The 24,660-nt window shown below is 63.1% G+C and carries 20 protein-coding genes and 1 riboswitch; of the genes, 11 read left to right on the top strand and 9 right to left on the bottom strand.

The features are described from left to right. Position 1 precedes the first annotated feature (1 nt). Positions 2-122: riboswitch (SAM riboswitch) on the bottom strand. A 127-nt stretch (positions 123-249) separates the two neighbouring features. From AC1POX_RS06920 to AC1POX_RS06905, 4 genes are all read left to right on the top strand, one after another. Beyond that, positions 250-1,155 carry a M23 family metallopeptidase gene (locus AC1POX_RS06920; RefSeq protein WP_209261285.1) on the top strand — a complete coding sequence of 302 codons (906 nt, stop codon included), beginning with the start codon at positions 250-252 and terminating at the stop codon, positions 1,153-1,155. 138 nt (positions 1,156-1,293) lie between these two features. Continuing rightward, complete coding sequence (locus AC1POX_RS06915) at positions 1,294-2,898, top strand: peptide chain release factor 3 (protein ID WP_008572087.1); 1,605 nt, start codon at positions 1,294-1,296, stop codon at positions 2,896-2,898. A 75-nt stretch (positions 2,899-2,973) separates the two neighbouring features. Then, entirely contained in the window at positions 2,974-3,618 is a 645-nt protein-coding gene (gene trhA, locus AC1POX_RS06910; RefSeq protein ID WP_008572085.1) for a PAQR family membrane homeostasis protein TrhA, read from the top strand. Between the two features lie 58 nt (positions 3,619-3,676). Then, positions 3,677-5,632: an AsmA family protein gene (locus tag AC1POX_RS06905; protein ID WP_372356897.1), complete on the top strand. Its 1,956-nt coding sequence runs from the start codon at positions 3,677-3,679 to the stop codon at positions 5,630-5,632. A gap of 12 nt (positions 5,633-5,644) precedes the next feature. On the opposite strand, the gene AC1POX_RS06900 is transcribed toward AC1POX_RS06905, so the two are convergent. Genes AC1POX_RS06900 through mtgA form a run of 3 tightly spaced genes read right to left on the bottom strand, consistent with a single transcriptional unit; the run spans position 5,645 to position 7,822 of the window. Next, positions 5,645-6,073, bottom strand: a complete 429-nt coding sequence (locus AC1POX_RS06900; RefSeq protein ID WP_338339060.1) for a CBS domain-containing protein — start codon at positions 6,071-6,073, stop codon at positions 5,645-5,647. Continuing rightward, a complete protein-coding gene (locus tag AC1POX_RS06895; RefSeq protein ID WP_008572082.1) occupies positions 6,033-7,079 on the bottom strand; it encodes a glycosyltransferase family 2 protein in 1,047 nt (348 codons plus the stop codon). The genes AC1POX_RS06900 and AC1POX_RS06895 overlap by 41 nt, the downstream gene beginning before the upstream one ends. After that, positions 7,076-7,822 carry a monofunctional biosynthetic peptidoglycan transglycosylase gene (gene mtgA, locus AC1POX_RS06890; RefSeq protein ID WP_008572081.1) on the bottom strand — a complete coding sequence of 249 codons (747 nt, stop codon included), beginning with the start codon at positions 7,820-7,822 and terminating at the stop codon, positions 7,076-7,078. Before mtgA ends, AC1POX_RS06895 begins: the two co-directional genes overlap by 4 nt. Positions 7,823-7,896: 74 nt before the next feature. On the opposite strand from mtgA, the gene hslO reads away from it, so the two are divergent. The 3 genes from hslO (at position 7,897) to AC1POX_RS06875 (ending at position 12,788) form a co-directional block, all read left to right on the top strand. Further along, positions 7,897-8,787, top strand: a complete 891-nt coding sequence (gene hslO, locus AC1POX_RS06885) for an Hsp33 family molecular chaperone HslO (protein ID WP_008572080.1) — start codon at positions 7,897-7,899, stop codon at positions 8,785-8,787. A 153-nt stretch (positions 8,788-8,940) separates the two neighbouring features. Then, the gene (locus tag AC1POX_RS06880) at positions 8,941-9,774 is read left to right on the top strand and encodes an XOO1806 family protein (RefSeq protein WP_029819951.1); all 834 of its coding nucleotides are present in this window, start codon (positions 8,941-8,943) and stop codon (positions 9,772-9,774) included. Positions 9,775-10,016: 242 nt separating this feature from the next. Continuing rightward, positions 10,017-12,788 (top strand): TonB-dependent receptor, encoded by a 2,772-nt coding sequence (locus AC1POX_RS06875; protein WP_014090744.1) that lies wholly within the window; start codon positions 10,017-10,019, stop codon positions 12,786-12,788. 121 nt (positions 12,789-12,909) lie between these two features. Here AC1POX_RS06875 and AC1POX_RS06870 read toward each other — a convergent pair whose 3' ends face one another. Then, on the bottom strand, positions 12,910-13,518 hold the full coding sequence (locus AC1POX_RS06870; RefSeq protein ID WP_003482399.1) for a TetR/AcrR family transcriptional regulator: 609 nt from the start codon (positions 13,516-13,518) through the stop codon (positions 12,910-12,912). Positions 13,519-13,637: 119 nt separating this feature from the next. Continuing rightward, positions 13,638-14,740 (bottom strand): IS3 family transposase gene (locus AC1POX_RS06865; RefSeq protein WP_372356259.1). Its coding sequence is split into 2 segments (ribosomal slippage): positions 13,638-14,482 and positions 14,482-14,740, totalling 1,104 coding nucleotides; the frame shifts between segments, so codons are not numbered across the junction. A 121-nt stretch (positions 14,741-14,861) separates the two neighbouring features. On the opposite strand from AC1POX_RS06865, the gene AC1POX_RS06860 reads away from it, so the two are divergent. After that, positions 14,862-15,785, top strand: coding sequence for an alpha/beta fold hydrolase (locus AC1POX_RS06860; protein ID WP_065627447.1), 924 nt, complete (start codon positions 14,862-14,864; stop codon positions 15,783-15,785). Then, positions 15,782-18,256 (top strand): acyl-CoA dehydrogenase, encoded by a 2,475-nt coding sequence (locus tag AC1POX_RS06855; protein ID WP_008572075.1) that lies wholly within the window; start codon positions 15,782-15,784, stop codon positions 18,254-18,256. Before AC1POX_RS06860 ends, AC1POX_RS06855 begins: the two co-directional genes overlap by 4 nt. Before the next feature lie 290 nt (positions 18,257-18,546). Here the strand turns inward: AC1POX_RS06855 and AC1POX_RS06850 are convergent, their stop codons facing one another. After that, positions 18,547-18,900: a DUF1304 domain-containing protein gene (locus tag AC1POX_RS06850; protein WP_011348209.1), complete on the bottom strand. Its 354-nt coding sequence runs from the start codon at positions 18,898-18,900 to the stop codon at positions 18,547-18,549. Positions 18,901-19,079: 179 nt separating this feature from the next. Beyond that, on the bottom strand, positions 19,080-20,441 hold the full coding sequence (locus AC1POX_RS06845; RefSeq protein ID WP_011348210.1) for an NTP/NDP exchange transporter: 1,362 nt from the start codon (positions 20,439-20,441) through the stop codon (positions 19,080-19,082). A gap of 333 nt (positions 20,442-20,774) precedes the next feature. Here AC1POX_RS06845 and AC1POX_RS06840 point away from each other — a divergent pair, with 333 nt between their 5' ends. Next, positions 20,775-22,154 carry a serine hydrolase domain-containing protein gene (locus AC1POX_RS06840; protein WP_011348211.1) on the top strand — a complete coding sequence of 460 codons (1,380 nt, stop codon included), beginning with the start codon at positions 20,775-20,777 and terminating at the stop codon, positions 22,152-22,154. Positions 22,155-22,774: 620 nt separating this feature from the next. Here the strand turns inward: AC1POX_RS06840 and AC1POX_RS06835 are convergent. Then, entirely contained in the window at positions 22,775-23,242 is a 468-nt protein-coding gene (locus tag AC1POX_RS06835; RefSeq protein ID WP_008572071.1) for a hypothetical protein, read from the bottom strand. A gap of 806 nt (positions 23,243-24,048) precedes the next feature. On the opposite strand from AC1POX_RS06835, the gene AC1POX_RS06830 reads away from it, so the two are divergent. After that, positions 24,049-24,258: a hypothetical protein gene (locus AC1POX_RS06830; RefSeq protein WP_126952652.1), complete on the top strand. Its 210-nt coding sequence runs from the start codon at positions 24,049-24,051 to the stop codon at positions 24,256-24,258. Here AC1POX_RS06830 and gcvH read toward each other — a convergent pair. Beyond that, the gene (gene gcvH, locus AC1POX_RS06825) at positions 24,252-24,647 is read right to left on the bottom strand and encodes a glycine cleavage system protein GcvH (protein ID WP_003482419.1); all 396 of its coding nucleotides are present in this window, start codon (positions 24,645-24,647) and stop codon (positions 24,252-24,254) included. The two genes, AC1POX_RS06830 and gcvH, sit on opposite strands and share 7 nt — an antisense overlap. Positions 24,648-24,660: the final 13 nt, after the last annotated feature.

Genomic DNA, 24,660 nt, shown 5'->3' with positions numbered 1-24,660 from the left:
CGAACCATCTTTCGGCGGACGCGGAGGTCCCCGCAGGATTTGGCACCAAACGCGGACGCTTGCGCGCTCCGCTGGCTGCCCCGGCATCAAAGGGCCTGTCCCTCCGCCGGTCTCGATGGTGAGCCTAAGATGCCACCGGAATTTTGCGATGTCAATCTCTTCATACGGATGGAAAGATATATTTTCATCCGTTACCACTCGGGTCGATGCTGGGCCGCATACTTGCGCCCCCTTGCTCGAGTCGATGGCGTGCCCTACCACGTGTCTCGTACTGCCCTGCCCGCCCTGATCGCGGCATGCGTCCTGCTGCCGGCCTGGGCACCTGCGGCACCCGCACAACAGCCTTGGCATTGGCCCGGCGCTGCAAACCACTCGCCCCAGGCACCTGACACACCACCCGCGACGGCAGCCACAGGCACTGGCGCCTCGCTGCAACTGGAATGGCAGGCACCGGTGTATCTGGCCTGGGTCACCAATCCACTGGCCGGGCCTGCGCAACTACGCCTGAGCGCACCGCCCAGCGAGGATTACCGCGCCGTGCCGCAATTACCGCTGACGCTCGAGTTGGCCGCACACGAGCGCCGCCTCGTGACCCGGCTGTATCCAGCCAGCAATCAGCGCACCCTGGGCGGTTTCGGCCTCACGCTCGAGGTGGTGCCGGGCGATCCGAGGGCCGCCCCGCAGCCTGTGCGCTATCAATTGCCATTCCACAACGTGCCGGTGCAGGTGGCGCAGGGCTTTGGCGGGCAGTTCAGCCACGCCGATCCGCCCAACTGGTATGCGGTGGACTTCGCCATGCCGCAGGGCACGCCGGTGCTGGCAGCGCGCGAGGGCGTGGTCATGGAAGTGCAGCGCGATGTCCTCGACAGCACCCCAAGCGACCCCGCCGCTGGCGGCGGCAACCTGGTGCGCGTCCTGCATGCCGACGGCAGCATGGCCCTGTACGCCCACTTGGCGCCCGACGGCGTGGCGGTGCGACCTGGCCAGGCGGTGCGCACCGGCGAACGGCTTGGTGCCTCAGGCAATACCGGCTTCAGCACCGCGCCGCATCTGCATTTTGCAATCCAGCGCAATGCCGACATGCAGTTGCTCTCGTTGCCGTTCCGCATGCTCGGCCCGCAGGGCGAGCTGCGGTTTCCCTCGCCGGCGCCCTGACCGCCACAGGCTTGACCGACGTCCGCCGCCCAAATCGCCGAGCCCAACCCCTGCCGCAAAAGCGTGTCGCAGCGAAGCCGCTATAATCGTCGGCTTCCTCAGTTTCCGCAGGCGTCCGACCGGGCGCGCGCCCCGCCCATGTCCGAAGTCTCCAACGAAGCCGCGCGCCGGCGCACCTTCGCCATCATTTCCCATCCAGATGCCGGCAAGACCACGCTGACCGAAAAGCTGTTGCTGTTCGGCGGCGCGATCCAGATGGCCGGCTCGGTGAAGGGCCGCAAGGCCGCACGCCATGCCACCTCGGACTGGATGGCGCTGGAAAAAGAGCGCGGCATCTCGGTGACCTCCTCGGTGATGCAGTTCCCGTACGAGGGCAAGATCGTCAACCTACTCGACACGCCCGGCCACGCCGACTTCGGCGAGGATACCTACCGCGTGCTCACCGCGGTGGACTCGGCGCTGATGGTCATCGACGTGGCCAAGGGCGTGGAAGAACGCACCATCAAACTGATGGAAGTCTGCCGGCTGCGCGACACGCCCATCATGACCTTCATCAACAAGCTCGATCGCGAGGGCAAGAACCCGATCGATCTGCTGGATGAAGTGGAAACCGTGCTCGGCATCCAGTGCGCACCGGTCACCTGGCCGATCGGCATGGGCCAGCGCCTCAAGGGCGTGGTGCACCTGATCTCCGGCGAAGTGCATCTGTACGAACAGGGGCGCAATTTCACCCGTCAGGATTCCACCATCTTCCCCTCGCTGGAGGCGCCCGGCCTGGTCGAAAAGATCGGCGAGCAGATGCTGGCCGAGCTGCGCGAGGAGCTGGAACTGGTGCAAGGTGCCAGCAACCCGTTCGATCTTGACGCGTACCGCGCCGGCCAGCAGACCCCGGTGTTCTTCGGTTCGGGCGTCAACAATTTCGGCGTGCAACCGTTGCTGGATTTCTTCGTCGAACACGCACCGCCGCCGCAGGCGCGCGAAACCACCGGCCGCCGCGTGGAGCCGACCGAAGCCAAATTGAGCGGCTTCGTGTTCAAGATTCAGGCCAACATGGATCCGCAGCATCGCGACCGCGTGGCCTTCATGCGCGTGTGCTCTGGCAAGTTCACTGCCGGCATGAAGACGCTGCATGTGCGCAGCGGCAAGGACGTCAAATTGGCCAATGCACTGACCTTCATGGCGTCCGATCGCGAGATCGCCGCAGAAGCGTGGCCGGGCGATGTCATCGGCATCCATAACCACGGCACCATTTCCATCGGCGACACCTTTACCGAAGGCGAATCGCTGTCGTTCACCGGCATTCCCAACTTCGCGCCGGAACTGTTCCGCCGCGCGCGCCTGCGCGATCCGCTCAAGCTCAAGCAATTGCAGAAGGGCCTGGCGCAGCTGTCCGAAGAAGGCGCCACGCAATTCTTCCGCCCGTTGATGAGCAACGACCTGATCCTGGGCGCGGTCGGTGTACTGCAGTTCGATGTGGTCGCGTACCGGCTCAAGGACGAATACGGCGTGGATGCGATCTTCGAGCCGGTGAGCGTCACCACTGCACGCTGGGTGCACTGCGACAATCCCAAGAAGCTGGAAGAATTTCGCGAAAAAAATGCCGGCAACCTGGGCATCGACGCGGCCGGCCAGCTGGTGTACCTGGCACCGACTCGCGTGAATCTGCAGCTGGCACAGGAACGCGCGCCGGATGTGCGCTTTTCGGCCACCCGCGAACATGCGCATGTCAAGGCGATCGATTGACCTGCACATGACCTGCGGCAAGCGTGCGGTACCGCTGGCGATGCGAATTGCTCGCAATTGCGGTACCTTTTTGGCATGAACGCAGACGCCTCCCCCTCGACCGACCTGCGCGACGAAATCGCCAGTGCCGTCACGCACGGCCTGGGTGCGGTTGCCGCACTGGCTGGTGGTTCGGTGCTGATCACGCTGGCCGCCATCTATGGCGATGGCTGGCAACTGGCCACTGCCATCGTGTTCAGTGCCACGCTGGTATTGCTCTACGTCGCCTCCACGCTGTTCCATGCCATTCCGCATCCGGGCGCCAAGGCGCGCCTGCAGGTGCTCGATCATTGCGCGATCTATCTGCTGATCGCCGGCACCTACACACCGTTTACGTTGATCAATCTGCGCGGCCCCTGGGGCTGGGGATTATTCGCCGCCATCTGGACGATCGCCGCCGCCGGGGTGATCTTCAAACTGTTTTTTACCGGTCGCTTTCGATTGCTCTCGACGGTGCTGTATCTGGCGATGGGCTGGCTGATCATCGTGGCCATCGAGCCGCTGCTGCGCTCTGTCGACACCTGGTCGCTGTGCTGGCTGCTGGCTGGCGGGCTCTTCTACACCTTGGGCACGTATTTCTATCAGCGCGACACCCAGCGTTACTTCCATGCCATCTGGCATCTGTTCGTGCTCGCCGGTAGCGCTTGCCACTTCGTTGCGGTGACCGCGCAGGTGATGTGATCTGTGACCGACAGCGCGTTCGCGCGCCGTGCACGAGCCATCGCCAACCATTGCGCACGTGAACAACGTGCCCTCCTCTCCCGCTCATTCGCCCGCCCGCGTCTCGCGCCGTCGCCGCTGGTGGATCGGGCTCGGCATCGTTGCTGTCCTCATAGCGATCTTCGTCCTGCTGTTCGACTGGAACTGGTTACGCGGGCCGGTCGAACGCGCGGTCAGCGCGAAGACCGGGCGCGAATTTCATCTGGGCAATCTGGATGTCGATCTGGGCCGTATCACCACGGTGCGCGGCGAGCGATTGAGCTTGGGCAATGCGCCTTGGTCCAAGCGCGGCGCGATGGCAGAAATGAACGCGGCCGAGATCGATGTCGAATTCTGGCCATTGCTGCGCGGCAGTCTGCGGCTGCCGGAGATCCGGCTGGAGCACCCCACCCTGTTGCTGGAAGCCGGCAACGACAGCCATCCGGGTAACTGGGTCTTCGACCAGAGCGATGGCGACGGCAGCATGCCGCGCCTGGGCCGCCTGTTGGTGAACAACGGGCGGCTGCAATATATCGACGATGCCAGCCGCTCGGACGTGGATGTGGCGATCAACAGCCTGGCGCCGCCCAGCAGCGACCAGCGCGCTGCGCCGATCGGCATCGATGGCAAGGGTCGCTGGAAAGGCTACCCGTTCTCGCTCAAGGGCAATACCGCCTCGCCACTGGAATTGAGCCAGACCGAACACCCCTTCCGCATCGATCTGCGCGGCAGCGCCGGCGCCACGCGGACGCACGTGCGCGGCACCTTGACCAATCCGTTTCAGTTCCGGGTGTTCGACCTGCAGATGGCGCTCAGCGGGCAGGATATGGAAGACCTGTACCCGCTGATCGGCGTCGCGATGCCCTCCACGCCGCCTTACAAGCTGGACGGCCGCCTGCGCCGCGACGGCGATGTCTGGCGCTATGAAAAGTTCACCGGCACTGCCGGTGACAGCGATCTTTCCGGCACTGCAGAGATCGACCTGCGCAACAAGCGCCCGTTCCTGCGCGCAGACCTGGCGTCCAAGCGGCTGGATTTCGACGATCTGGCCGGGTTCGTCGGCGCGCCCCCAAAGACCGGAACCAACGAATCGGCAAACGCCGAGCAGAAAAGGCAGGCCGCGCAGCTTGCCGCCAGCCCTCGCGTTCTACCGGCAACGCCTTACGACTTGTCCAAGTTACGTGCGATGGATGCCCAGGTCCGTTGGCGTGCGCAGCGCATCAACGCGCCGTCCTGGCCACTGGACGACATGGATGCCGCGCTGACTTTGAAAGACGGCTTGCTGCGGTTGGACCCATTGAACTTCGGCGTTGCCGGCGGCGACATCCGCTCCACCATCGGCATGGATGCGCGCAATGCAGTCATCACCACCCAACTGAAGGCCAGCATTCGCGGCATTCGTCTGGATCAGCTGTTTCCCGATGCCGCGCTCGCCAAGCAGGCCTCGGGTGCGATCGGCGGCGAGCTGGATCTGCGTGGCCGCGGCAACTCCATCGCCGCGATGCTCGGCAGCGCCGATGGCAGCATCGGCGTCGGCATGGGCCGCGGCCATGTCGGCAACCTGATCATGGAGCTGGCTGGCCTGGACATCGCAGAATCGCTGAAATACCTGCTCACCAAGGACCGGCAGATCCCCGTGCGCTGCATCTTCGGCGACTTCGGCGTGCAGGACGGGCTGATGCAGTCGCGGGCACTGGCCTTCGATAGCACCGACACCATCATCGTCGGCGAAGGCAACATCAGCCTCAAGAACGAAACGCTCGATCTGCTGCTGCGCCCGCGCCCGAAAGATCGCAGCATCCTCAGCCTGCGCTCGCCGCTGCGGATCGGCGGCACCTTCAAGGACCCAAGCTTCCGCCCCGACTTCAAGGCGCTAGGCGTGCGCGGCGCGATCGCGGTCGCGCTCGGCAGCATCGCACCGCCGGCGGCCCTGCTTGCGACCTTCGAACCAGGCCCTGGCAAGGACAGCGATTGCGGCGGCAAGTACGCGCAGTAAGGCAACGCCGCGTCAGCTGGCGATGTAACGCTGCAGCTGGTCGATATCCTGCCGCTGCGCTTCGATCACCGCCTTGACCAGGTCGCCGATCGAAATCACGCCTTGCACGCGGCCGTTTTCGACCACCGGCAGATGGCGAAAGCGTCCGTCGGTCATGAGTTGCATGCAGCGCTCCACCGTGTCCGACGGCGTCACTGTCACCACCTCGGCGCTCATGATCTCGGCGACGCTGGTCGTGGAAGACGCGCGATCGCGCAGTACCACCTTGCGTGCGTAATCGCGCTCGGAAACGATACCGACCAAGCGCGCCCCTTCCATCACCAGGACTGCGCCGATGGCCTTCTCGGCCATCAGGCGAATCGCCTCGATCACCGCGGCATCGGCGGCAACCGCAAATACCTCAACCTGCTTGGTCCCCAACAGCTGTCGTACGGTCTGCATGGCCCGCTCCGCGCTTGGTCTGGTGATCGCAGACTACTCCCACCGCGCCGCGGTGGGTATCGACCAGATACAGCGGGCGCTGCTTGGCCTCGTCGTACAGGCGGCCCAGGTATTCGCCAATCAGGCCCAGGGCAATCAGCTGAACGCCCCCCAGAAACAGGATCACCGACATCAGCGTCGGCCACCCGGCCACTGGGTCGCCCATCAGCGCAGCCTTGATGACGACCCACGCGCCGAACAGGAACGCCAGCACCGCGGTCAGCAGGCCCAGATATGTTGCCGCGCGCAGCGGCACCGTGGAAAAACTGGTAATGCCATCGAGCGCGAAATTCCACAGCCGCCATACCGTGAACTTGCTGTGCCCAGACAGACGCGGCTCACGCCGATACGGCAGCGCTACCTGGCGAAACCCGACCCAGCCGAAGAGCCCCTTCATGAAACGGTGGCGCTCGCGCAGCTGCTGCAAGGCTTGCACGACACGCGGCGACAGCAAGCGGAAATCGCCGGTATCGGCAGGAATCGGGGTACGCGACAAGCGCCGGATCACCCGATAAAACGCGTGCGCAGCGCTACGCTTGAGCCAACTCTCGCCCTCGCGAATGACCCGCGTACCGAAGATGTTGTCGTAGCCGCCACGCCATAGCGCAACGAATTCCGGGATCAGCTCCGGCGGATCCTGGCCATCGGCATCGAGCAACACCACCGCACCCGGGAGCACGTGGTCCAGTCCGGCAGAAATCGCCACTTCCTTGCCGAAATTGCGCGACAACCGCACCGCACTCACCTGCGCATCCGCTTCGGTCAGCGCATGCAACACCTCCCAGGTGCCATCGGTGCTGCCGTCGTCGACATACAGCACGTGCGTCTGAAGTCCGGGCAGCTGCGCCAACACCGCGCACAGGCGCGGATGCAGCAGCGGAATGCTGGTTTCTTCATTGAAGGCCGCGATGAGCACCGTCAGGCGTTCGGGTGCCGGCGGCAGTTGCGCAGTCTCGATCGTGCTCACCGTGATGGCCCCTGCAGATAGGCAGGGCCGCCCAACTGGCGCGCCTGCCGCTGGATCCACGTCGCACGTCGCTGCACGAATGCACCAGGACGACGCGCGTCATAGCGCCGTGGCGATGGCAACACCGCTGCCAGGCGTGCCGATTCGCTTGGCGACAAGCCTGCCGCATCCTTGCTCCAGAACTGCTGTGCAGCCGCCTGCGCGCCATACACCCCGTCGCCGAACTCGGCCACGTTGAGATACATCTCCAGGATGCGTTGCTTCGGCCAGAACAGCTCGATCAACACCGTGTACCAGGCTTCCAGACCCTTGCGCACCCAGCTGCGGCCCTGCCACAGGAACACATTCTTGGCGACCTGCTGACTGATGGTGCTGGCGCCGCGCACGCGTCCACCGCGGGCATTGTGATCGCGCGCCTTCTCGATCGCCTGCAAGTCAAAACCGTGGTGCATCGGAAACTGCTGATCCTCCGCAGCCACCACCGAAATCGGCAGGCTTGCGGCGATCTTGTCGTAATCACGCCACTGCTGATGCAGAGAAAAACGCCAGTCGCCCTCGCCCCAGGCTTCCAGGTAACGCCCCACCATCATGCTGCTGATCGGCGGATCGACCACCCGCAAGATCAGCACCTGCAGCACGCTCGCCGCTGCAAACAGCAGCGGTGCCGCCATCAGCCAGCGCAACCAGCGCCGCGCGCGCCGCGGTGGCGCCGCCTGCTTGCCATCCCATGCATCCGTCCCCATTGTTCGCTACGACCTTCAATCCCGATGCCTGCCGCATTATCCGGCAACCCGCGTCCCTTACGCCCGATGTTTCCATGACCGATCACGATCAGCTTTCCCGTTTCCTGCTGCCCGCCGCCGGCGTGCGCGGCGTCCATGTGCGCCTGACCAAGGCCTGGCACGACATCCAGGGTGCCGCCGCCTACCCGCCCGCCGCGCGCCAACTGCTCGGCGAAGCTGCGGTGGCCGCTGCACTGTTCACCGGCCACACCAAGGTCGACGGGCGCCTGTCGGTGCAACTGCGTGGCAACGACACCTTGCGCACCCTGTTTGCCGAATGCACCGCCGCCGGCACCTTGCGCGGCATCGTGCAGCTGGCCGAGGGTGCGGATGCGCCGACCGACCTGCGCGAACTGGGCGAGGCCGCGCTGCTGGCGATCACCATCGAGAACCCCGGCCTGGACCCGCGCGAGCCGCAGCGCTACCAGAGTCTGGTCGGCATGCAGGCACCGGATCTGGCCGAAGCCTTCGAAACCTATTTCCAGCAGTCCGAACAGTTGCCGACGCGCTTGCTGCTGGCCGCTGGCCCGGATCAGGCCGCCGGCCTGCTGCTGCAGAAGCTCCCCGGCGATGAAGGCGATAACGATGGCTGGACCCGCATCGGGGCCCTGTTCGACACCCTGGGCGCACCGGAGCTGCTCTCGGTCGCCGGCCAGGACCTGCTGCATCGCCTGTTCCACGAAGAAGCGCCGCAGTTGCTCGGCAGCAAGCCACTCAGCTTCGGCTGCTCCTGTTCGCGCGAGCGGGTTGCCTCGATGCTGCAATCGCTGGGCGAAGAGGAGGCGCGTGCGGCCGCCGAGGCCACTGGCGAAGTCGAGGTGCGCTGCGAATTCTGCGGTCGTGAGTATCACTTTCCGTTGACCGCGCTGGACGTACTTTTCAACGAGGCGCAGCCCTCGCAGGAAGCGCCGGAAAGGCTGCAATAGATAGGATGACGGTTGCGTTCCGGGGGCACGCGACCACTTGTTAAATAATCATAAACACCCTAGCATCCTACTTGCCCGCTCTCGGGAACTTAACAACTGCCCCTGGGTCTGACCTCTGGTATGCGATACCTCCTGCGCCTCCCGCTAGCTTTGATGGTTGCCCTCGCGGCGGCCACTGGCGTGCATGCGCAGTCGGCGCAACAGTTGCGCGAAAGCACGATCCTGCCGGTGTGGAACAAGGGCAGCGGCAAGGTGGAAGCCTTTCTGTACCTGGAGCCGACCGGCGAGCAGAAAGCCGGTGCACGCTGGCATTTCGGCCGCAACTCGCTCGATGCGGCGTTTGGCCTGAGCTCCGGCGACTCGCTTGGCCTGCTCTGCAACAGCAGCCGCGGCACCAACATCAGCGGTCTTGCCAGCCATTGCCTGCTCGCAGGCATCGGCGATGACGAAGAAGACAGCGCGGCTGCCTCGCGCCGCGTGTCCGGCACGCTGGGCTTCAATCGCGGCACTGGCCGGGTGGGCGTCACTGCCGGCACTGGCCGCGACACCCTGCCCGCCTGGCTGATCGGTGCAGGCAAGGCCCCGCTGACGCGTGTCGAGCAAAACGACCTAACCGTCTTCGGGCAGAAGAACATCGGCCGCGAAGGCTTTGTTTCGATCGGCGGCACGTATGCTCGCGCACGCCTGGTCCCGCTGGCCGACGTGTCCCCGGCCATTGCCGACCAGTGGGACAGCAAGACCCTGAGCGTTGGCGGCGGCTACGGTGCCTTTAGCGCAAATGTCATTGGTCGCGTCGTCGATGTCCCGGGCCAGCCCGAAAAGTGGGAAGGCCTGGGCCTGGGCCTGACGTGGCGCACCCCCTGGAGCGGCCAACTCACCGTTGGCGCCGAGAACGTCATTTCCCGCGGCAAGAACCCGTTCGCACCGAGTAACGAGAGCAACAGCGACGGTACGGTTCCGTACGTCAGATACGAGCAGGACCTGTAACCCACTGATTCCATAGCAATTCTCATAACGCCATCGGCCCGCAGCCGGTGGCGTTTTTCGTTGCGGATCACGCGCCCGGCTGCCACTTTCACAACCTTCTTCTTTTTCGTTAACGGGACTTTAATTTCTCTCGCAACGCATATACCATCGGTTCACCCTGACGTTTTGGATCCGCTTTTTTCGGAACCCCCGGCAGGCAAACAACCCTTGGCAGTACCCAAGATCACTTGGAGAGAGAGCTAATGAATTGCAAGTCCAACAAGCTGCGCGATGCAGTTGTCCTCGCGCTCGTCGTGGGTGTGGGCGGTACCGGCACCGCCATCGCCCAGGAAGCCGGCACCACCAACCTCGACAAGATCGAAGTGACGGGTTCGCGCATTAAGAGCGCGGACGTGGAAACGTCGCAGCCCGTTCTGACGCTGACTCGCCAGGACATCGATAAGCAGGGCGTCACCTCCGTGGCAGATGTGCTGCAACGCGTCGCGGCCAATGGCGCGGCTTTGAATCGCACATTCAATAACGGCGGCGACGGCAGCTCCGGCATTGCACTGCGTAACCTGGGCAGTGCCCGCACTCTGGTGCTGGTGAATGGTCGTCGTTGGACGACCGGCCTGGACGGCAGCGTGGACCTCAACACCATCCCGACCGCAATGGTCGAGCGCATCGACATCCTGAAGGATGGCGCGTCGACGATTTACGGTTCGGATGCCATTGCCGGTGTAGTCAATATCATTACCCGCAAGAACTTCGACGGCGCCGAAGCCGGTGTTAATGTTGGGCAATACAGTCAGGGCGACGGCCAGCGTCAGGCTTACGATTTCACAATCGGCACCACCACTGACCGTGCAACGTTGATGGTCGGCGCTTCTTACGTGAAAGAAGATTCCGTAATGGCTGGTGATCGCCAGATCTCTGCGGGCGGCCCTCCGTTCTTCAGCGGCCAGAGCGGCACGGGTTTCCCGGGTTCGTACATTCGCAATGGCTCGCGCCGCATCCTTATCAACGGCGTCGAAACGCCGTACGTCGCCAATGTCCATGGCTACAACACGGCACCGGACAACTACCTGCTGACTCCGCAGGAACGTACCTCGCTCTTTACCCAAGGTAGCTTCAACTTCACTGACAACGTGACGTTCCGCACCGAGGCAATGTACAACGAGCGCAAGTCCGAGCAGTTGCTGGCCGCAATGCCGGTCACCGGCCTGACGCTCAGCGCAGATAGCCTTTACAACCCGTTTGGCCAGGACCTGACCAGCGTCAACCGTCGCTTCATTGAGACCGGTGGCCGCTCGTTCAATCAGAACGTAAAAAATTGGCACTTCTATGGCGGCCTGGAAGGCTTCTTTGAATTTGCTGGACGCAACTTCGATTGGGATGTTGGCTACCGCTACGACAAGTCCGATGAAAACGTTCTGACCTACGGCTTGTTCAATCTCGCTAACCTCAATAACGCTTATGGCCCTTCGGAACTGCGCGGCGGCGTGCCGGTTTGCGTTTCTGCTCCTGGTGGCGATGTGATCCCAGGTTGCGTCCCGGTCAATCCACTAGGACCGCGCGGCTCCATCAGCCAAGCGGCGCTGGATTACACCAGCTTCACTGCACATGATTCGTCCTCGGTTGAGTCCAAGGGCTACACCGCGAACCTCAGTGGCGATATCGTCGACCTGCCAGCTGGCCCGCTGGCCTTTGCTGCCGGCTATGAATACCGTAAGGAAACTGGTCAGTTCGATCCCGATGCATTCATTGCAGCAGGTTTAAGCACCGGCAACGGCGCACGCCCGACCGCAGGCTCGTACAACCTGAATGAGTTCTTCCTGGAACTGTCAGTACCGGTCTTGGCCGATCTGCCCGGCGCTCAATTGCTGGACTTCAGCTTGGCAACCCGTTACTCGGACTACAGCAATTTCGGCAATACCGTAAACAACAAGTTCGGCTTCCGTTGGAAGCCGATCCAGGATTTGATGATTCGCGGCAACTACAGCGAAGGCTTCCGCGCTCCGAGCATCAATAATCTGTTCGCAGGCAATACCGATTCGTTCGAAACGTATGCGGATCCTTGCTCGAGCCAATCCGGCCAGCTGAGCAACTCTGTTGTAGCGCGAAACTGTGCAGCCGCAGGTGTGCCCGCGAACTTCGTGCAGCCGGGTGCAGGCAACGGCGCCAAGCAGACACTTGAGCCTTTTACCTGGACATCGAACGCTCAGTTGCAGCCTGAAACGTCGACCAGCCGTACACTGGGCATGGTGTTTAGCCCAAGTTTTGCGCAAGGCCTGAATGTCAGCCTGGATTGGTGGCAGATCGAGATCGAAAATGCGATCACACGCCCGGAAGCTCAGTTCATCCTGGACAAGTGCTACGGCGGAAGCGCGGGCGAGCAGGCTGAGTACTGCGCCCTGGTTACACGCGACCCGAACTATTCCGATGGCGCTTACACCGTCACTAACATCAATATGCCGCTGCTGAACCTGGCGTCGTACAAGGTGGAGGGTTGGGACCTGGCTATCAACTACCGTCTGCCGGAAACGGCGTTCGGCCAGTTCACCATCAGCTGGGATTCCACATACCTCTCCAGCTGGGAAACCAAGGCAACTGCCGATTCGGAACCGGAGCAGTTTCAGGGGCGTTACTTGAACCAGGACCCGTACTGGCGCATCCGCTCCAACCTGTATGTCGACTGGTCGCTTGGCGATTTCGGTATCAACTGGGGTCTGCGCTACAAGTCTGGCATGGCCGAAGCTTGCCCGTTGTCGGCCGCATTGGCGCAGGCTTACTGCTCTGACCCGAACCGCGTGACGGCTGACGGGGCATCGCCGCGCAATCACATCGGCGCGACGACGTACCACGACATCCAGGTTCGCTATAACACTCCCTGGAATGCGACGGTGTCTGTTGGCTTGAACAATGCATTCGACAAGGATCCGCCGGTTGCATACAGCACCTCGGCCAACCGTTTCGATCCGCAGTACGATTTGCCTGGCCGTTACATGTACATGCAGTACCGTCAGCGCTTCTGATCGTTAAACAGTTGTGCAATTGATTACGGCCCCAAATGGGGCCGTAATCGTGTCTGAGCTTCAACGCTATTTATGTCTGAGCGCTACCGAGATATGGGGCTCAGTACCCGACTCTTTTAGCTCACCCCGGAATCAACGTCTGGATCACATGCTCGACGTAGGCTTCGAAATCTTCCCGGGCCGGCTTGGGCTGTTGCAATTGCAGCGAGAGTTGCAGGAAGCCGACATAGGCGGCGTAGGCCAGGCGAGCGCGGTGCTGGGCGTCGGTGCGGGTCAGGCCGGCTTGGCGGAACGAGGCGATCAGGTAATCGAGGCGACGTTGCGAAACGCGGTCGATGACCGGGCGCACGGCCGGGTGATCGAGTGCCTTGAGCAGTTCGCTATAGATGACGTGCGGTTTGACTTCGTGGGCAACCAGCTGAAACAACGCGCGCAGGCGAGCGCTGGGGTCAGGCACGTCTTCCAGGCTGCCGAACACTTCTTTTTGCTCGAAGATTTCCCAGCGCTCAAGGGCCGCCTGCAGCAGAGCGTCGCGCGAGGGGAAGTGCCAGTAGAAGCTGCCTTTGGTGACGCCGAGCCGGCGCGCCAGCGGCTCGACTGCAACCGCGCCCACCCCTTGTTCGGCGATCAGATCGAGCGCGGCCTGTGCCCAATCGTCCGCGCTGAGGCGATTGCCGCGACCGGAGCTGGCGCGGGGCGTGGTGAGGCTGGAGTCGATGGTGTCGTTCATGCCGCGATTTAACCATACGCTTGTGTCAGTTGCAGTATGCATCACGAAATTGACATATCAGCGCCATGATTCAGTGGCTTAACCGTTCGACGTCCCCCCGCTCTGAGTAGCGGCCGGGTTTAGAGTCCGGAGTTGATGATATCGGTGTTGGCCAGCTGTTGGGCATACGCAGATGGCGTCATGCCGCCAATGGCCTTCTTGGGTCGCTCCTCGTTGTATTCGCGTCGCCAGCGTTCGATCTCGGTACGCGCATGCAGCAGGGTTGGGAACCAGTGCTCGTTGAGGCATTCGTCGCGCAGCCGGCCATTGAACGATTCGACGTAGGCGTTCTGGTTTGGCTTGCCAGGCTGGATCAGCCGTAACTGCACGCCACGCGCATGTGCCCAGGCCACCATCGCTTTGCCGCAAAACTCCTTGCCGTTATCTGTGCGGATCACCTGTGGCAAGCCGCGACTGTGCGCCAGCCGATCCAGCACGCGTGTCACGCCATGGCCCGAGATTGCGCGCTCCACCTCGATGGCGATCGCTTCGTGGGTTGCATCGTCCACGATCACCAGACACTTGATCACTCGGCCTTCGGCGCTGCGGTCGAACACGAAATCCATCGACCACACCTGATTGGCCTGCGATGGCCGCAGCAGCGGCTGACGCTCTCCTATCAGCACCTTTTTGCGCTTGCGGCGCCGGACCTGCAGCTGCTGCTCGCGGTACAACCGCTCCACACGCTTGTAGTTCACGATGCGTCCTTCCTGTCGTAATTTGAGATAGATCATCCCCACACCATAACGGCGATGGCGATGCGCCAACGCACAGATGCGTTCGCGCAGTTCGACGTTGCGATCTTCGCTCGGGCAATATCGCAGCGCACTGGCGCTCATGCCGATCACTGCCAACGCACGACGCTCGCTGGCACCACGCCCGATCCACTCGCGCACCAGCATGCGACGCGCCGGTGCGCTCACCACTTTTTTCGCAGTGCATCCTTGATCAGGTCGTTCTCGAACAGCTGCTCGGCCAGCAACTTCTTCAGCCGCGCGTTCTCGGACTCAAGGTCCTTGAGCCGCTTGGCATCGGGCACGCTCATCCCGCCGAACTTGCTGCGCCACAGATAATAGGAAGCCTCGCTGAAGCCATGCCGCCGGCACAGGTCCTTGATCGCCACACCGGCATCAGCTTCGCGCAGGAAGCCGATGATCTGTTCTTCAGAAAAACGCTTCTTCACGTCCAATCTCCTCGAGTTAGGGAATTGGACTCCAAACTGAGGTGCTACTCAAAATCGGGGGGGCGTCGCGTCCATACGATTGAGTATTGACAGTCGCCATCGTGCATCCATACCATTAAGTATGGTCATCTCACCCGCTAGCCTCGCCTCCACTGCGTCCCTGTCCAGCGTCAACGCTGGCGACGCAGTGCTCGCGGTGTCGATGCGGGGTGCCGAACACGCGCCGTCGGTACTGTTCGCGCATGGCTTTGGACAGACCCGACATGCCTGGGACGCCACTGCCGCGACGCTGGCTGACAGGGGCTACCGCACCCTGTCGTACGACGCGCGCGGGCATGGCGATTCCAGCGCCAATGCGGCGGATCACCCCTACTCGGCAACGCAGTTCACCGACGATCTGATCGTGCTGGCCGGCGAGCAGCCCGAGCCACCGGTGCTGGTTGCTGCGTCGATGGGGGGCTTGTTCGGGCTACTGGCCGAAGCGCGCTGGCCCGGCCTGTTTCGTGCCATCGTGCTGGTTGACATCACGCCACGCTGGGACACCACGGGTGTGGAGCGCATCCTGCGCTTCATGACCGCGCATCCGGACGGCTTTGCATCGCTGGATGCGGCCGCCGATGCGATTGCCGTCTACCTGCCGCATCGGCCGCGCAAAACGCCCGGCCAACTGCAGGCATTGCTGCGGCAGCGTGCCGACGGGCGTTGGCATTGGCACTGGGATCCGCGCCTGGTCGACGAGCTCGCCGGTCAGGACGCCCAGCTCCAGCAGCATGCATTGCTGGAGGCGGCAGCACAGGTGCGTTGCCCGATGCTGCTCATCAGCGGCGGACGCAGCGATCTTGTGACGCCAGCCAACATTGCCGAATTCCTCTCCATCGCGCCGCATGCGCAGCACGTGCATCTGCCCGATGCCACGCACATGCTGGCAGGCGACGACAACACCACGTTTACCGCCACCGTGTTGCATTATCTGGACGCACTGCCGGCGGCTTGCACCATCGCAGCGTCCAACACTACCGAGCATGTCACTGGAGCAAGACCATGAGCATCATTGCACCGTTCCTCCTCGTCATCCTGGCGGCGGGTATCGCTGCCTATCACCGGATGCGCCTTGCCACGTGGGTTGCGATCAGCGCCTGTGTGCTGGTGGCGTGCTGGCTGCTGGGTGCCAATCTCACCGCCACCCTCGTGGCCGCCGCGCTGGTGGTGCTGGTGTCCGCACCGGTGCTACTGCCGTTCCTGCGCAAGCCGCTGCTGACCACGCCGCTGATGGGCTTCTTCCGTAAGGTGCTGCCGCCGCTGTCGCAGACCGAGCGCATTGCACTGGAGACCGGCTCGGTCGGTTTCGAAGGCGAGCTGTTCACCGGTGACCCGGATTGGCAGAAGCTGCTGAACTATCCCAAGCCGCAACTGACAGCCGAAGAGCAAGCCTTCCTGGATGGCCCGGTGGAAGAGTTGTGCAAGATGATCAACGACTGGGAAATCACCCACGTCCACGCCGACCTGCCGCCGGAGCTGTGGGATTTCATCAAGAAGAACAAGTTCTTCGGCATGATCATTCCCAAGCAATACGGCGGCCTGGGTTTCAGCGCGCTGGCGCACCACAAGGTGATCCAGAAGCTGTCCTCGATCTCCAGCGTGGTCAGCTCCACCGTGGGCGTGCCCAACTCGCTCGGCCCCGGTGAGCTGCTGCTGCACTACGGCACCCCGGAACAGAAGGACTATTACCTGCCGCGGTTGGCGGTCGGTGCGGAAGTGCCGTGCTTCGGCCTGACCGGTCCGTTCGCCGGCTCCGATGCCACCTCGATTCCGGACTACGGCATCGTCTGCAAGGGCGAGTGGAATGGCGCCAATGTGCTGGGCGTCAAGCTGACCTTCGACAAGCGCTATATCACCCTGGCACCGGTCGCCTCGCTGATCGGCCTGGCGTTCCGCGCCTACGATCCGGATGGCCTGATCGGCGACAAGAAGGACATCGGCATCACCCTGGCACTGCTGCCGCGCGAAACCCCGGGCGTGGAAATCGGCCGTCGCCACTTCCCGTTGAATTCGCCGTTCCAGAACGGCCCGATCCATGGCGAAGAAGTGTTCATCCCGCTGAGCCAGCTGATCGGTGGCGTGGAGATGGTGGGCAAGGGCTGGAACATGCTCAACGAGTGTCTGGCTGTCGGTCGCTCGATCACCCTGCCCTCCACCGCCAGTGGCGGTAGCAAGGCCGCGGCGGTGGTCACCGGTGCGTATGCGCGTATCCGCAAGCAGTTCGGATTGTCGGTGGGTCGTTTCGAGGGCGTGGAAGAAGCGCTGGCCCGGATCGGCGGCAAGGCCTATGCGATCAGTGCGCTGTCGCAGGCCACGGCCGCGGCGGTGGATCGCGGCGACGTGCCGTCGGTGCCGTCGGCGATCGCCAAGTACCACTGCACCACCATGGGCCGCGAAGTGGTCAGCGACATGATGGACGTGATCGGCGGCAAGGGCATCATCCTGGGGCCGCGCAACTTTGCAGGCCGCGCCTGGCAGGCCGCGCCGATCGGCGTGACCGTGGAAGGCGCCAACATCATGACCCGCAGCCTGCTGATCTTCGGCCAGGGCGCCATCCTGTGCCATCCGTGGGTATTGAAGGAGATGCAGGCCGCACAGGATCCCGATACCCGTCGTGGCCTGGAGCAGTTCGACCAGAGCCTGTTCGGTCATATCCGCTTCGGTATTTCCAACGCCGTGCGCTCGTTCTGGTTCGGTCTGACCGGTGCGCGCATCGGTGCGGCGCCGGGCGATGCATATACCCGTCGGTTCTTCCGCAAGCTGGATCGCTATTCGGCCAATCTGGCCTTGATGGCCGACGTGTCGATGCTGATGCTGGGCGGCAAATTGAAGTTCAAGGAGTCGCTGTCCGGTCGCCTGGGCGATGTGCTGAGCCATATCTACATGACCAGCGCGATCCTCAAGCGTTATCACGACGAAGGCGCGCCGGCGAGCGACCAGCCGCTGCTGGCCTGGGCTTTCCACGACAGCGTGCACAAGATCGAAACCGCGCTGTCGGCGGCGCTACGCAACTTCCCGATCCGCCCGGTGGGCTGGTTGATGTGGGTGTTGATCTTCCCGCTTGGCCGTCGCGCCGAAGCGCCTGGCGATCGCCTCGGCCATCGCGTTGCTTCGCTGTTGATGACGCCCAACGAGGCGCGTGACCGTCTGGCCAAGGGCGTGTTCCTGACGCCGTGCGCCAACAATCCGGGCGGTCGTATTGCCAGCTACCTGACCAAGGCGGTGATGGCCGAGCCGGTGGAGCGCAAGTTCCTGAAGGCGCTCAAGACCAAGGGCATCGAAGCGCTGGATTTCCCGGCGCAGCTGGACGAAGCCGTGGCCGAAGGCGTGATCAGCTTGGAAGAGCGCAAGCTGCTGGAAGAGCTGCGCGAGATCATGATGGACACCATCACCGTGGACGACTTCGATCCGCATGAGTTGCGTGCGGCCAGCTTCTACGACAAGCCGCAGGCGCAACAGCCGCGCGAAGCCGCGTAAGGCGTCAAGCTTGGGCGAGAATGGACGACGGCGGGCTTCGGCCCGCCGTTGTTGTTTGTGGAGATGGGTGTTGTCTCCGGCATGCTGCCTGCAGACCTGATCAGCTGCAGTTTTCGACAGCACGCATGTGTGAGCGACGCCACGCAGTTGGCGGCCATCAAATGAGCGGGTGTCAGGGGCCGAACGCGCGCGCAAGTCGTGCACTTGAGGCAGTCAGGCGCTGAGGCTACGAAGAGCTCATCGCAGCAGTGCCCCACTCCTGCGTGCAGCGGACAACTGCCGCAACCGGATCAGAACGGCAGCCACACCAGCGCCAAGGCGATCAACGCCGGCAGCGCCTGCACGAAGAAGATACGGCGGTTGACGCTATAGGCGCCGTAGCAACCTGCCACGACCACGCAGACCAGGAAGAAGCTCAGCACGTCGGCGCGGGCGGCCAGTGCGCCCCAAAACAGGCCAGCGGCCAGAAAGCCGTTGTAAAGCCCCTGGTTGGCCGCGAGCACGCGGGTGGCCTGCGCCTTTTCGAGGCTATTGCGGAAGGTCTTCAAACCCAGCGGGTGCGTCCACAGCACCATTTCCAATACCAGGATGTAGACGTGCAGCAGTGCGATGCACAGGCCGGCAATGATGGCGAACAGGGACATGGCAGACCGCCTCGGAAAATGGTGCCGCCAGCATAGCCGCGATTGCGGTCGTTCTGTTCGGCACACCTGCACTACCGGGCTGGCGCCTGCGCTTCTGGCGCTGCCAGTGTGAGACGCAGGCCCCCTGCCTGGTCGATGCCGAGCGCCAAGCTGCATCTGCGCATGTGCTGTCGCGGTGCTTAGTCGGAAACGCGCTTGTCCGTCTCCACGTCGCGCTCGGCGGGTAGCTTGCGCGCTTGCCGCAACAGGCCGAACGCACCGACCGTCATGCCGGTCGCCACGACCAGGCCGACGCCGAACACCGCGCTGGAGCCGAACGCAGAGACCAGCTTGTGCACCCAAACGAAGGTGAGATCGCCACCGCGATAAACCACCGTATCGATCGCGGCGCCGGCCTTGTAGCGCCACTCGCGATTTACCCGTGTGTACAGCGTTTCGCGCGCGGGCTTGGCCAGTGCGAATTCGCTGGAGCGGGTAATCACCTGCACGATCGCAATCATTAGTGGCAACGGCGACGCCGCCAACGCCGCATAGCCCAGCATGATGGCCACACCCGGGATCAACAACGCCGGCGCGATACCAAAGCGCGACAGCAACGCGCGCGTCACCAGCAGCTGCAGCACCAGCGCGAGCGCATTGATCGCCAGGTCGATGCTGGAGTAATAGGCGGTGGCCGCCGCTGCATCGGTGTAAAGCCGCCGCACCAGCGCCGCCTGTTCGTTGTAGAGCAAGGTCCCCACGCCCACGCCGAACAACACCATGAAGGCCAGCCAGCGCAACAGCGGTTCACGCACGATCAGCTTGAGGCCGCCGAGCACATCGCCGCCCATGGGCACTTCGCCGGAGCTCAGCTGGCCCTCCTGTTCGCGCGCAACGGCCCACAGCCGCAAGCGCAGCACGCAGAGCACGCATACCGCCAGGAACCCGGCCGACACCAACATCAGATGTGCGATGCCGATACGTTCGACCAGTACGCGCGTCAGGACCGGGCCCAGAAACGCACCCAGCGTGCCTGCCGCGCCGATATAGCCGTAGTAGCTGCGCGCTTGGGCATTGCTGAAGACATCGGCCATGAAACTCCAGAACACCGCCACCGCAAACAGGTTGAAGACGGTCACCCACAAAAAGAACGCCATGCCACGGCCCGGCACGCCGGTGTCGAACAGCACGTAGAACAGCAGCAGGGTGGCGATGAAGAAGCCATACACCCCCGGCAGGAACACCCGCCGCGGATAGCGGCTGACCAAAGCGCCGTAGACCGGTTGCAGCAGCACCATGATCAGGAAGGTGCAGGTAAACAGCACCTGCAGCGTGAAGTCCTTCAAGGGCACACCGTGCGCGGCGAAGAACGCGATCATGCCGGTGGGAAAGAGCGCCTCTACGTCGGCCGAGGCGCCCATCGCTTCGCGCACCGGGCGCAACACGTAGTAACCGCTGAGCAGACAGAAAAAGTAAAGAAACGACCATGCCAATGGTGGCGAGCTACGCAGTGCCGCGCTCAAACGGCCAGCCGCAGATCGCGGCGCAGAGGGGCTGGTCATGGGGTAACGACCGCTCGCGCAGGCGGGCCCGACAGAAAAAACATGGCAAAGGCAGCACCTGTGAAAGAAGCGCGCAAGTTAGCCGATGCGAGGCAGCGCCACCAGCGACCAGTCGCAGCAGCCTGCGGCCCGGGTGCCCTCCGCGCCGGCACGCTGCTTGCTTCTTGTATCGCACCAGCGCGTGGCAACGCTTCGGCGGTACCGGAATACTCGAATTCTGAATCTAAAATCATCAATAGGATCAATGCGATGCCCATTCATCTTCCGGCAGTTTGTGCTATTGCAAAGCGCGGCGCTAGAATCGCCGGAGGCAGCGGAACAGGCGGGACAACCATGACAGAAATGCGCACGCGCCGACGGTTCCGACCGTTGGCTATCGGGCTGTTCGGGGCGTTGTTGCCCCTGGCCCTCTCTTCCACCGCGCAGACACCCGCGCTCACCGCTACTGCATTGCAGGCGGCCACTGTGGCGCAGTCGCCCACCGCACCGCTGCCCTATCGCACCTCGCTGCCGGCCAACCAAGTGTTGGCACCTGCTGCCGGTTTCGATGTGGCGGCATTCGAATCGATGGCGGACCAGCTGACCTACGGCAACCGGGTGCCCGGCATGGCGATGGCCATCGTGCAGGGCGGCAAGGTGCTCAGCGCGCGCGGCTATGGCGTCACCGATGTCAATCATCCGCAGCCGGTCGATGGCCACACGGTGTTTCGCCTGGCTTCGCTGTCCAAAGCCTTCGCCGGCACCATGGCCGGCCTGCTGGTCAACGATGGCGTGCTGCGCTGGGACAGCAAGGTGGTCGACTATGTGCCGGGCTTCCAGCTCAGCGACAACGCCGCCACCCGTCAACTCACCGTGGCCGAAGTGCTCAGCCATCGCGTCGGCCTGACCCGCAACGCCTACGACCGCGATATCGAATCCAACGTCGATTACTACTCGCTCAGCCATAAGCTGGCTGCTGCGCCGCTGCGTTGCGCACCGGGCGATTGCTACGCGTATCAAAACGTCGCCTTCAGCCTGGTTGGCGATGTGGTGTTCGCCGCATCGGGCAGCTTCTACGAGCAATCGGTAGAGCGTCGCATCTTCAAGCCGCTGGGCATGAACGACGCCAGCATGGGGCTGGCCGGTATCCAGGCGAGCCCGCACTGGGCACGTCCGCATGTGCGCAGCCGCAATGGCTGGGTCTCGCTGACGCCCAAGCCCACCTACTACCGTCTGGCGCCCGCTGCGGGCGTCAACGCCAGCGCCAGTGACATGGCGCAGTGGCTGCTCGCGCACACCGGCCATCGCACCGACGTGCTGCCTGCACCGCTGCTTGCGACGCTGCACGCGCCGCTGATCTCCACGCCGGGCGAAATGCGTTCGGGCTGGCGCCACGAGCGCGTGGATGCGGCCAGCTATGCGCTGGGCTGGCGCGTGTTCGACTACGCCGGCCATCAAGTGGTGTTCCATGCCGGCGCGGTGCAGGGTTATCGCGGCTTGGTCGCACTGCTGCCGGAGCGCGACCTGGGTGTTGCGATCCTGTGGAACGGCGAAAGCGGCCTGCCCTCGGGCATGCTGCCGACCATCCTGGACCGCGCGCTTGGCCTGCCGGCCAAGCGCTGGCTGGACATCGATGTGGATGGCGACTTCGGCAGCGAAAACATGCTGGCAGAAAAGCCCGACCCGGCTGGCAAGGGCGCGTCTTCCGGCAAGTCGGTGGCCTCGCCGCGCTGAGTGGACGTCGTGCACTGACCTCGTGTCGGTGACGTAGGCAAAGGCGGCTTCGGCCGCCTTTGCTGTTTCTGTGTTTCCAATGCGCGTTGGGCGGCTCGCCGATGGCATGCCTGCCGGGCGCGCAAGAGCAAGGCCGTGATTGCACGCTATGCCCGAATTCTTTGGCTGGCGTAACGCCCATTGCCACCAACGCTGAGACTGAGCCGATCTGTTCGGCGTGCCGACGTGGCGAGCCCGAACGGTTGGCTCTGGAATCTCCTGGCTTGGTCCGCCGCATTATCTTGCTCTGCGACCTGCTGCATTGCCGGCCCACCATCAAGTCAGGCAGCGGCGGCGTGCTGTCGTGCCCTCGCGCGAAGGACCGACAACTGTCCAGGTTGGCCGGCAGAGCCAGAATGATCGCGCGGCGACGTCTGCACTGCCGACCGGCATGCGCGTCTGGCGCCTCGATGCCGCGAACTTGAATCAGCGACGTTGCTCGGCCGCAACAGCTACACCGTTTGCAGACTGGCAACGCGCAGCCTGGCACCGACCACGCCAGTGCCAGGCATAAAAAAGCTCCCTCCCCGCTGGGCGTCGGGGAGAGAGCTCGATGTTTACGGCGATCGGGTATTACAAGATCAGATCAGCGGTGCCGGGGTTGCGGGCAGCGCGACCGGAGCGGCCTTCTTCTTGCGAACGGCCGGCTTCTTCTTGGCGACCTTCTTCACGGCAGGCTTCTTGGCAGCGCTCTTCTTAGTGGCGGACTTCTTGGTCGCCTTCTTCGCGACTGCCTTTTTGGCGGTCTTCTTGACGGCCTTCTTGGCGGTCTTCTTGGCGGCCGTCTTCTTGGTCGCCTTCTTTGCAGTCTTCTTCACTGCCTTCTTGGCGGCAGTCTTCTTGGTTGCCTTCTTCGCAGTCTTCTTGACTGCCTTCTTGGCGGTTGCCTTCTTTGCAGTCTTCTTGACGGCCTTCTTGGCAGCAGTCTTCTTCACTGCCTTCTTGGCGGTTGCCTTTTTGGCGACCTTCTTGACTGCCTTCTTGGCGGCAGTCTTCTTCACTGCCTTTTTGGCAGTGGGTTTCTTTTTCGCAGCTTTTGCAGTGGCCATGTAATTGGCTCCTCGTCAGTGAACTATGGAGGTGAAACGCCCAGTTGAACCAAACCCCGCGACGGCATGCCGTCGTCGGGAACCGTCCGCAGATGATGCGCGACGGAACGGATACAGAAACACCCGCATCGAACGGCGACACGGGTGCGTAGTCGGAACGACAACTGCTTTCTTGGAGAGAAGCGGACCCGACTCCACCGTGATTAGCGCTTCGGTGGACATCCGGAACAAGCTTGTCGGCGCGATGTCGATTCTGCTCACTCTCTTCCGCAGCAATGTCTGCTGGGCGAAACCTAATCACGCTTTTTTTTACTGTCAACACTCTTTTGCAATTTTTTTTTTGCCCACCATCGCTGCGTGCCATGTCCACGCCAGCCAATCACCCCGCGTCTGCACATACTCGTCCAAGCGAGAAGCGCGCTCGCCCAACAGCGTTTTCAAAAAAGCGCTTCTTTTCCGCTGTTTTTTTTGTGTCGCGCGTTTGCGTGCCTGCCTGGGCGCTTGGACGGCACGGCGGTCAAGCCGATGCGATGGCATTGCTTGCCGCCTGTCCGCCAGCTGAAAATTTTTTATCCAACGGCTGCACTTCCGGCGTCGCATGAGCAGAAATGCGCAAACTTATTGAGCGCCTAGAGCGTCATGCACGCACCCGCGCGCACCGACGACCGCATCCATCGCGTGCACCAACCGATGATCGAGACAGGCGCCATGGCGCAGAATTTTTTCACCGGGCACACGCCAAACCCTCACGAACGACTCACGTCAGAAATCCGGCGCAGTGCAGGTGGGCCAGCAGTGGATGCACGTTGGATCGTGCCGAGCCACCGCATCGACATGCCACCGACGGCGTCGCGGTCGGCGGTCGACCGAACGACGCCTCCCTCTCTGCGATTGCGCGCCGGCTCGCGCCGCATCGCTGCACCAAGGCACGCATCACCGACGCAGGCGCGCTCAAAAAAAATGGCCGCTCCATGAGCGGCCATCGGATACCGGCTGCAACGACACCTGATCAGTGATCGTCGTCTTCGAGCAGCTCGGCATAGTCGTCCGGGTCCAGCAGGTCGTTGAGCTGTTCCTTGTCGTCGATCTCGACGACGAAGATCCAGCCTTCGCCATAGGCGTCTTCGTTGATGGTTTCCGGCTTGTCGCTCAACGCGCTGTTGACCTCGACAACGGTGCCGCTGACCGGGCTGTAGACGTCGGAGGCGGCCTTGACCGATTCCACTACCGCAGCGCCGTTGCCGACCTGTACGGTGTCGCCGACGCCCGGCAGTTCGACGTAAACCAGGTCACCCAGCAAGCCCTGCGCGTGGTCGGAAATGCCGACGGTCACGCGACCGTTGCTTTCGACGCGGGCCCACTCGTGGGATTTGAGGAACTTGAGGTCGCCAGGGATCTCGCTCATGGGTGTGCTCCGG

Source organism: Xanthomonas sp. NCPPB 3442, from assembly GCF_056725145.1.
The sequence above is the reverse complement of the archived record's forward strand: the minus strand, read 5'-3'. Positions and strand labels throughout refer to the sequence as shown.

Coding starts and splice junctions, on each gene's coding strand:
- gcvH (WP_003482419.1), bottom strand. CDS start 24,647: ATGAGCGAGATCCCTGGCGACCTCAAGTTCCTCAAATCCCACGAGTGG.
- AC1POX_RS06900 (WP_338339060.1), bottom strand. CDS start 6,073: ATGCAGACCGTACGACAGCTGTTGGGGACCAAGCAGGTTGAGGTATTT.
- AC1POX_RS06870 (WP_003482399.1), bottom strand. CDS start 13,518: ATGAACGACACCATCGACTCCAGCCTCACCACGCCCCGCGCCAGCTCC.
- AC1POX_RS06840 (WP_011348211.1), top strand. CDS start 20,775: ATGACAGAAATGCGCACGCGCCGACGGTTCCGACCGTTGGCTATCGGG.
- AC1POX_RS06915 (WP_008572087.1), top strand. CDS start 1,294: ATGTCCGAAGTCTCCAACGAAGCCGCGCGCCGGCGCACCTTCGCCATC.
- AC1POX_RS06875 (WP_014090744.1), top strand. CDS start 10,017: ATGAATTGCAAGTCCAACAAGCTGCGCGATGCAGTTGTCCTCGCGCTC.
- AC1POX_RS06845 (WP_011348210.1), bottom strand. CDS start 20,441: ATGACCAGCCCCTCTGCGCCGCGATCTGCGGCTGGCCGTTTGAGCGCG.
- trhA (WP_008572085.1), top strand. CDS start 2,974: ATGAACGCAGACGCCTCCCCCTCGACCGACCTGCGCGACGAAATCGCC.
- mtgA (WP_008572081.1), bottom strand. CDS start 7,822: ATGGGGACGGATGCATGGGATGGCAAGCAGGCGGCGCCACCGCGGCGC.
- hslO (WP_008572080.1), top strand. CDS start 7,897: ATGACCGATCACGATCAGCTTTCCCGTTTCCTGCTGCCCGCCGCCGGC.
- AC1POX_RS06880 (WP_029819951.1), top strand. CDS start 8,941: ATGGTTGCCCTCGCGGCGGCCACTGGCGTGCATGCGCAGTCGGCGCAA.
- AC1POX_RS06835 (WP_008572071.1), bottom strand. CDS start 23,242: ATGGCCACTGCAAAAGCTGCGAAAAAGAAACCCACTGCCAAAAAGGCA.
- AC1POX_RS06850 (WP_011348209.1), bottom strand. CDS start 18,900: ATGTCCCTGTTCGCCATCATTGCCGGCCTGTGCATCGCACTGCTGCAC.
- AC1POX_RS06860 (WP_065627447.1), top strand. CDS start 14,862: ATGGTCATCTCACCCGCTAGCCTCGCCTCCACTGCGTCCCTGTCCAGC.
- AC1POX_RS06855 (WP_008572075.1), top strand. CDS start 15,782: ATGAGCATCATTGCACCGTTCCTCCTCGTCATCCTGGCGGCGGGTATC.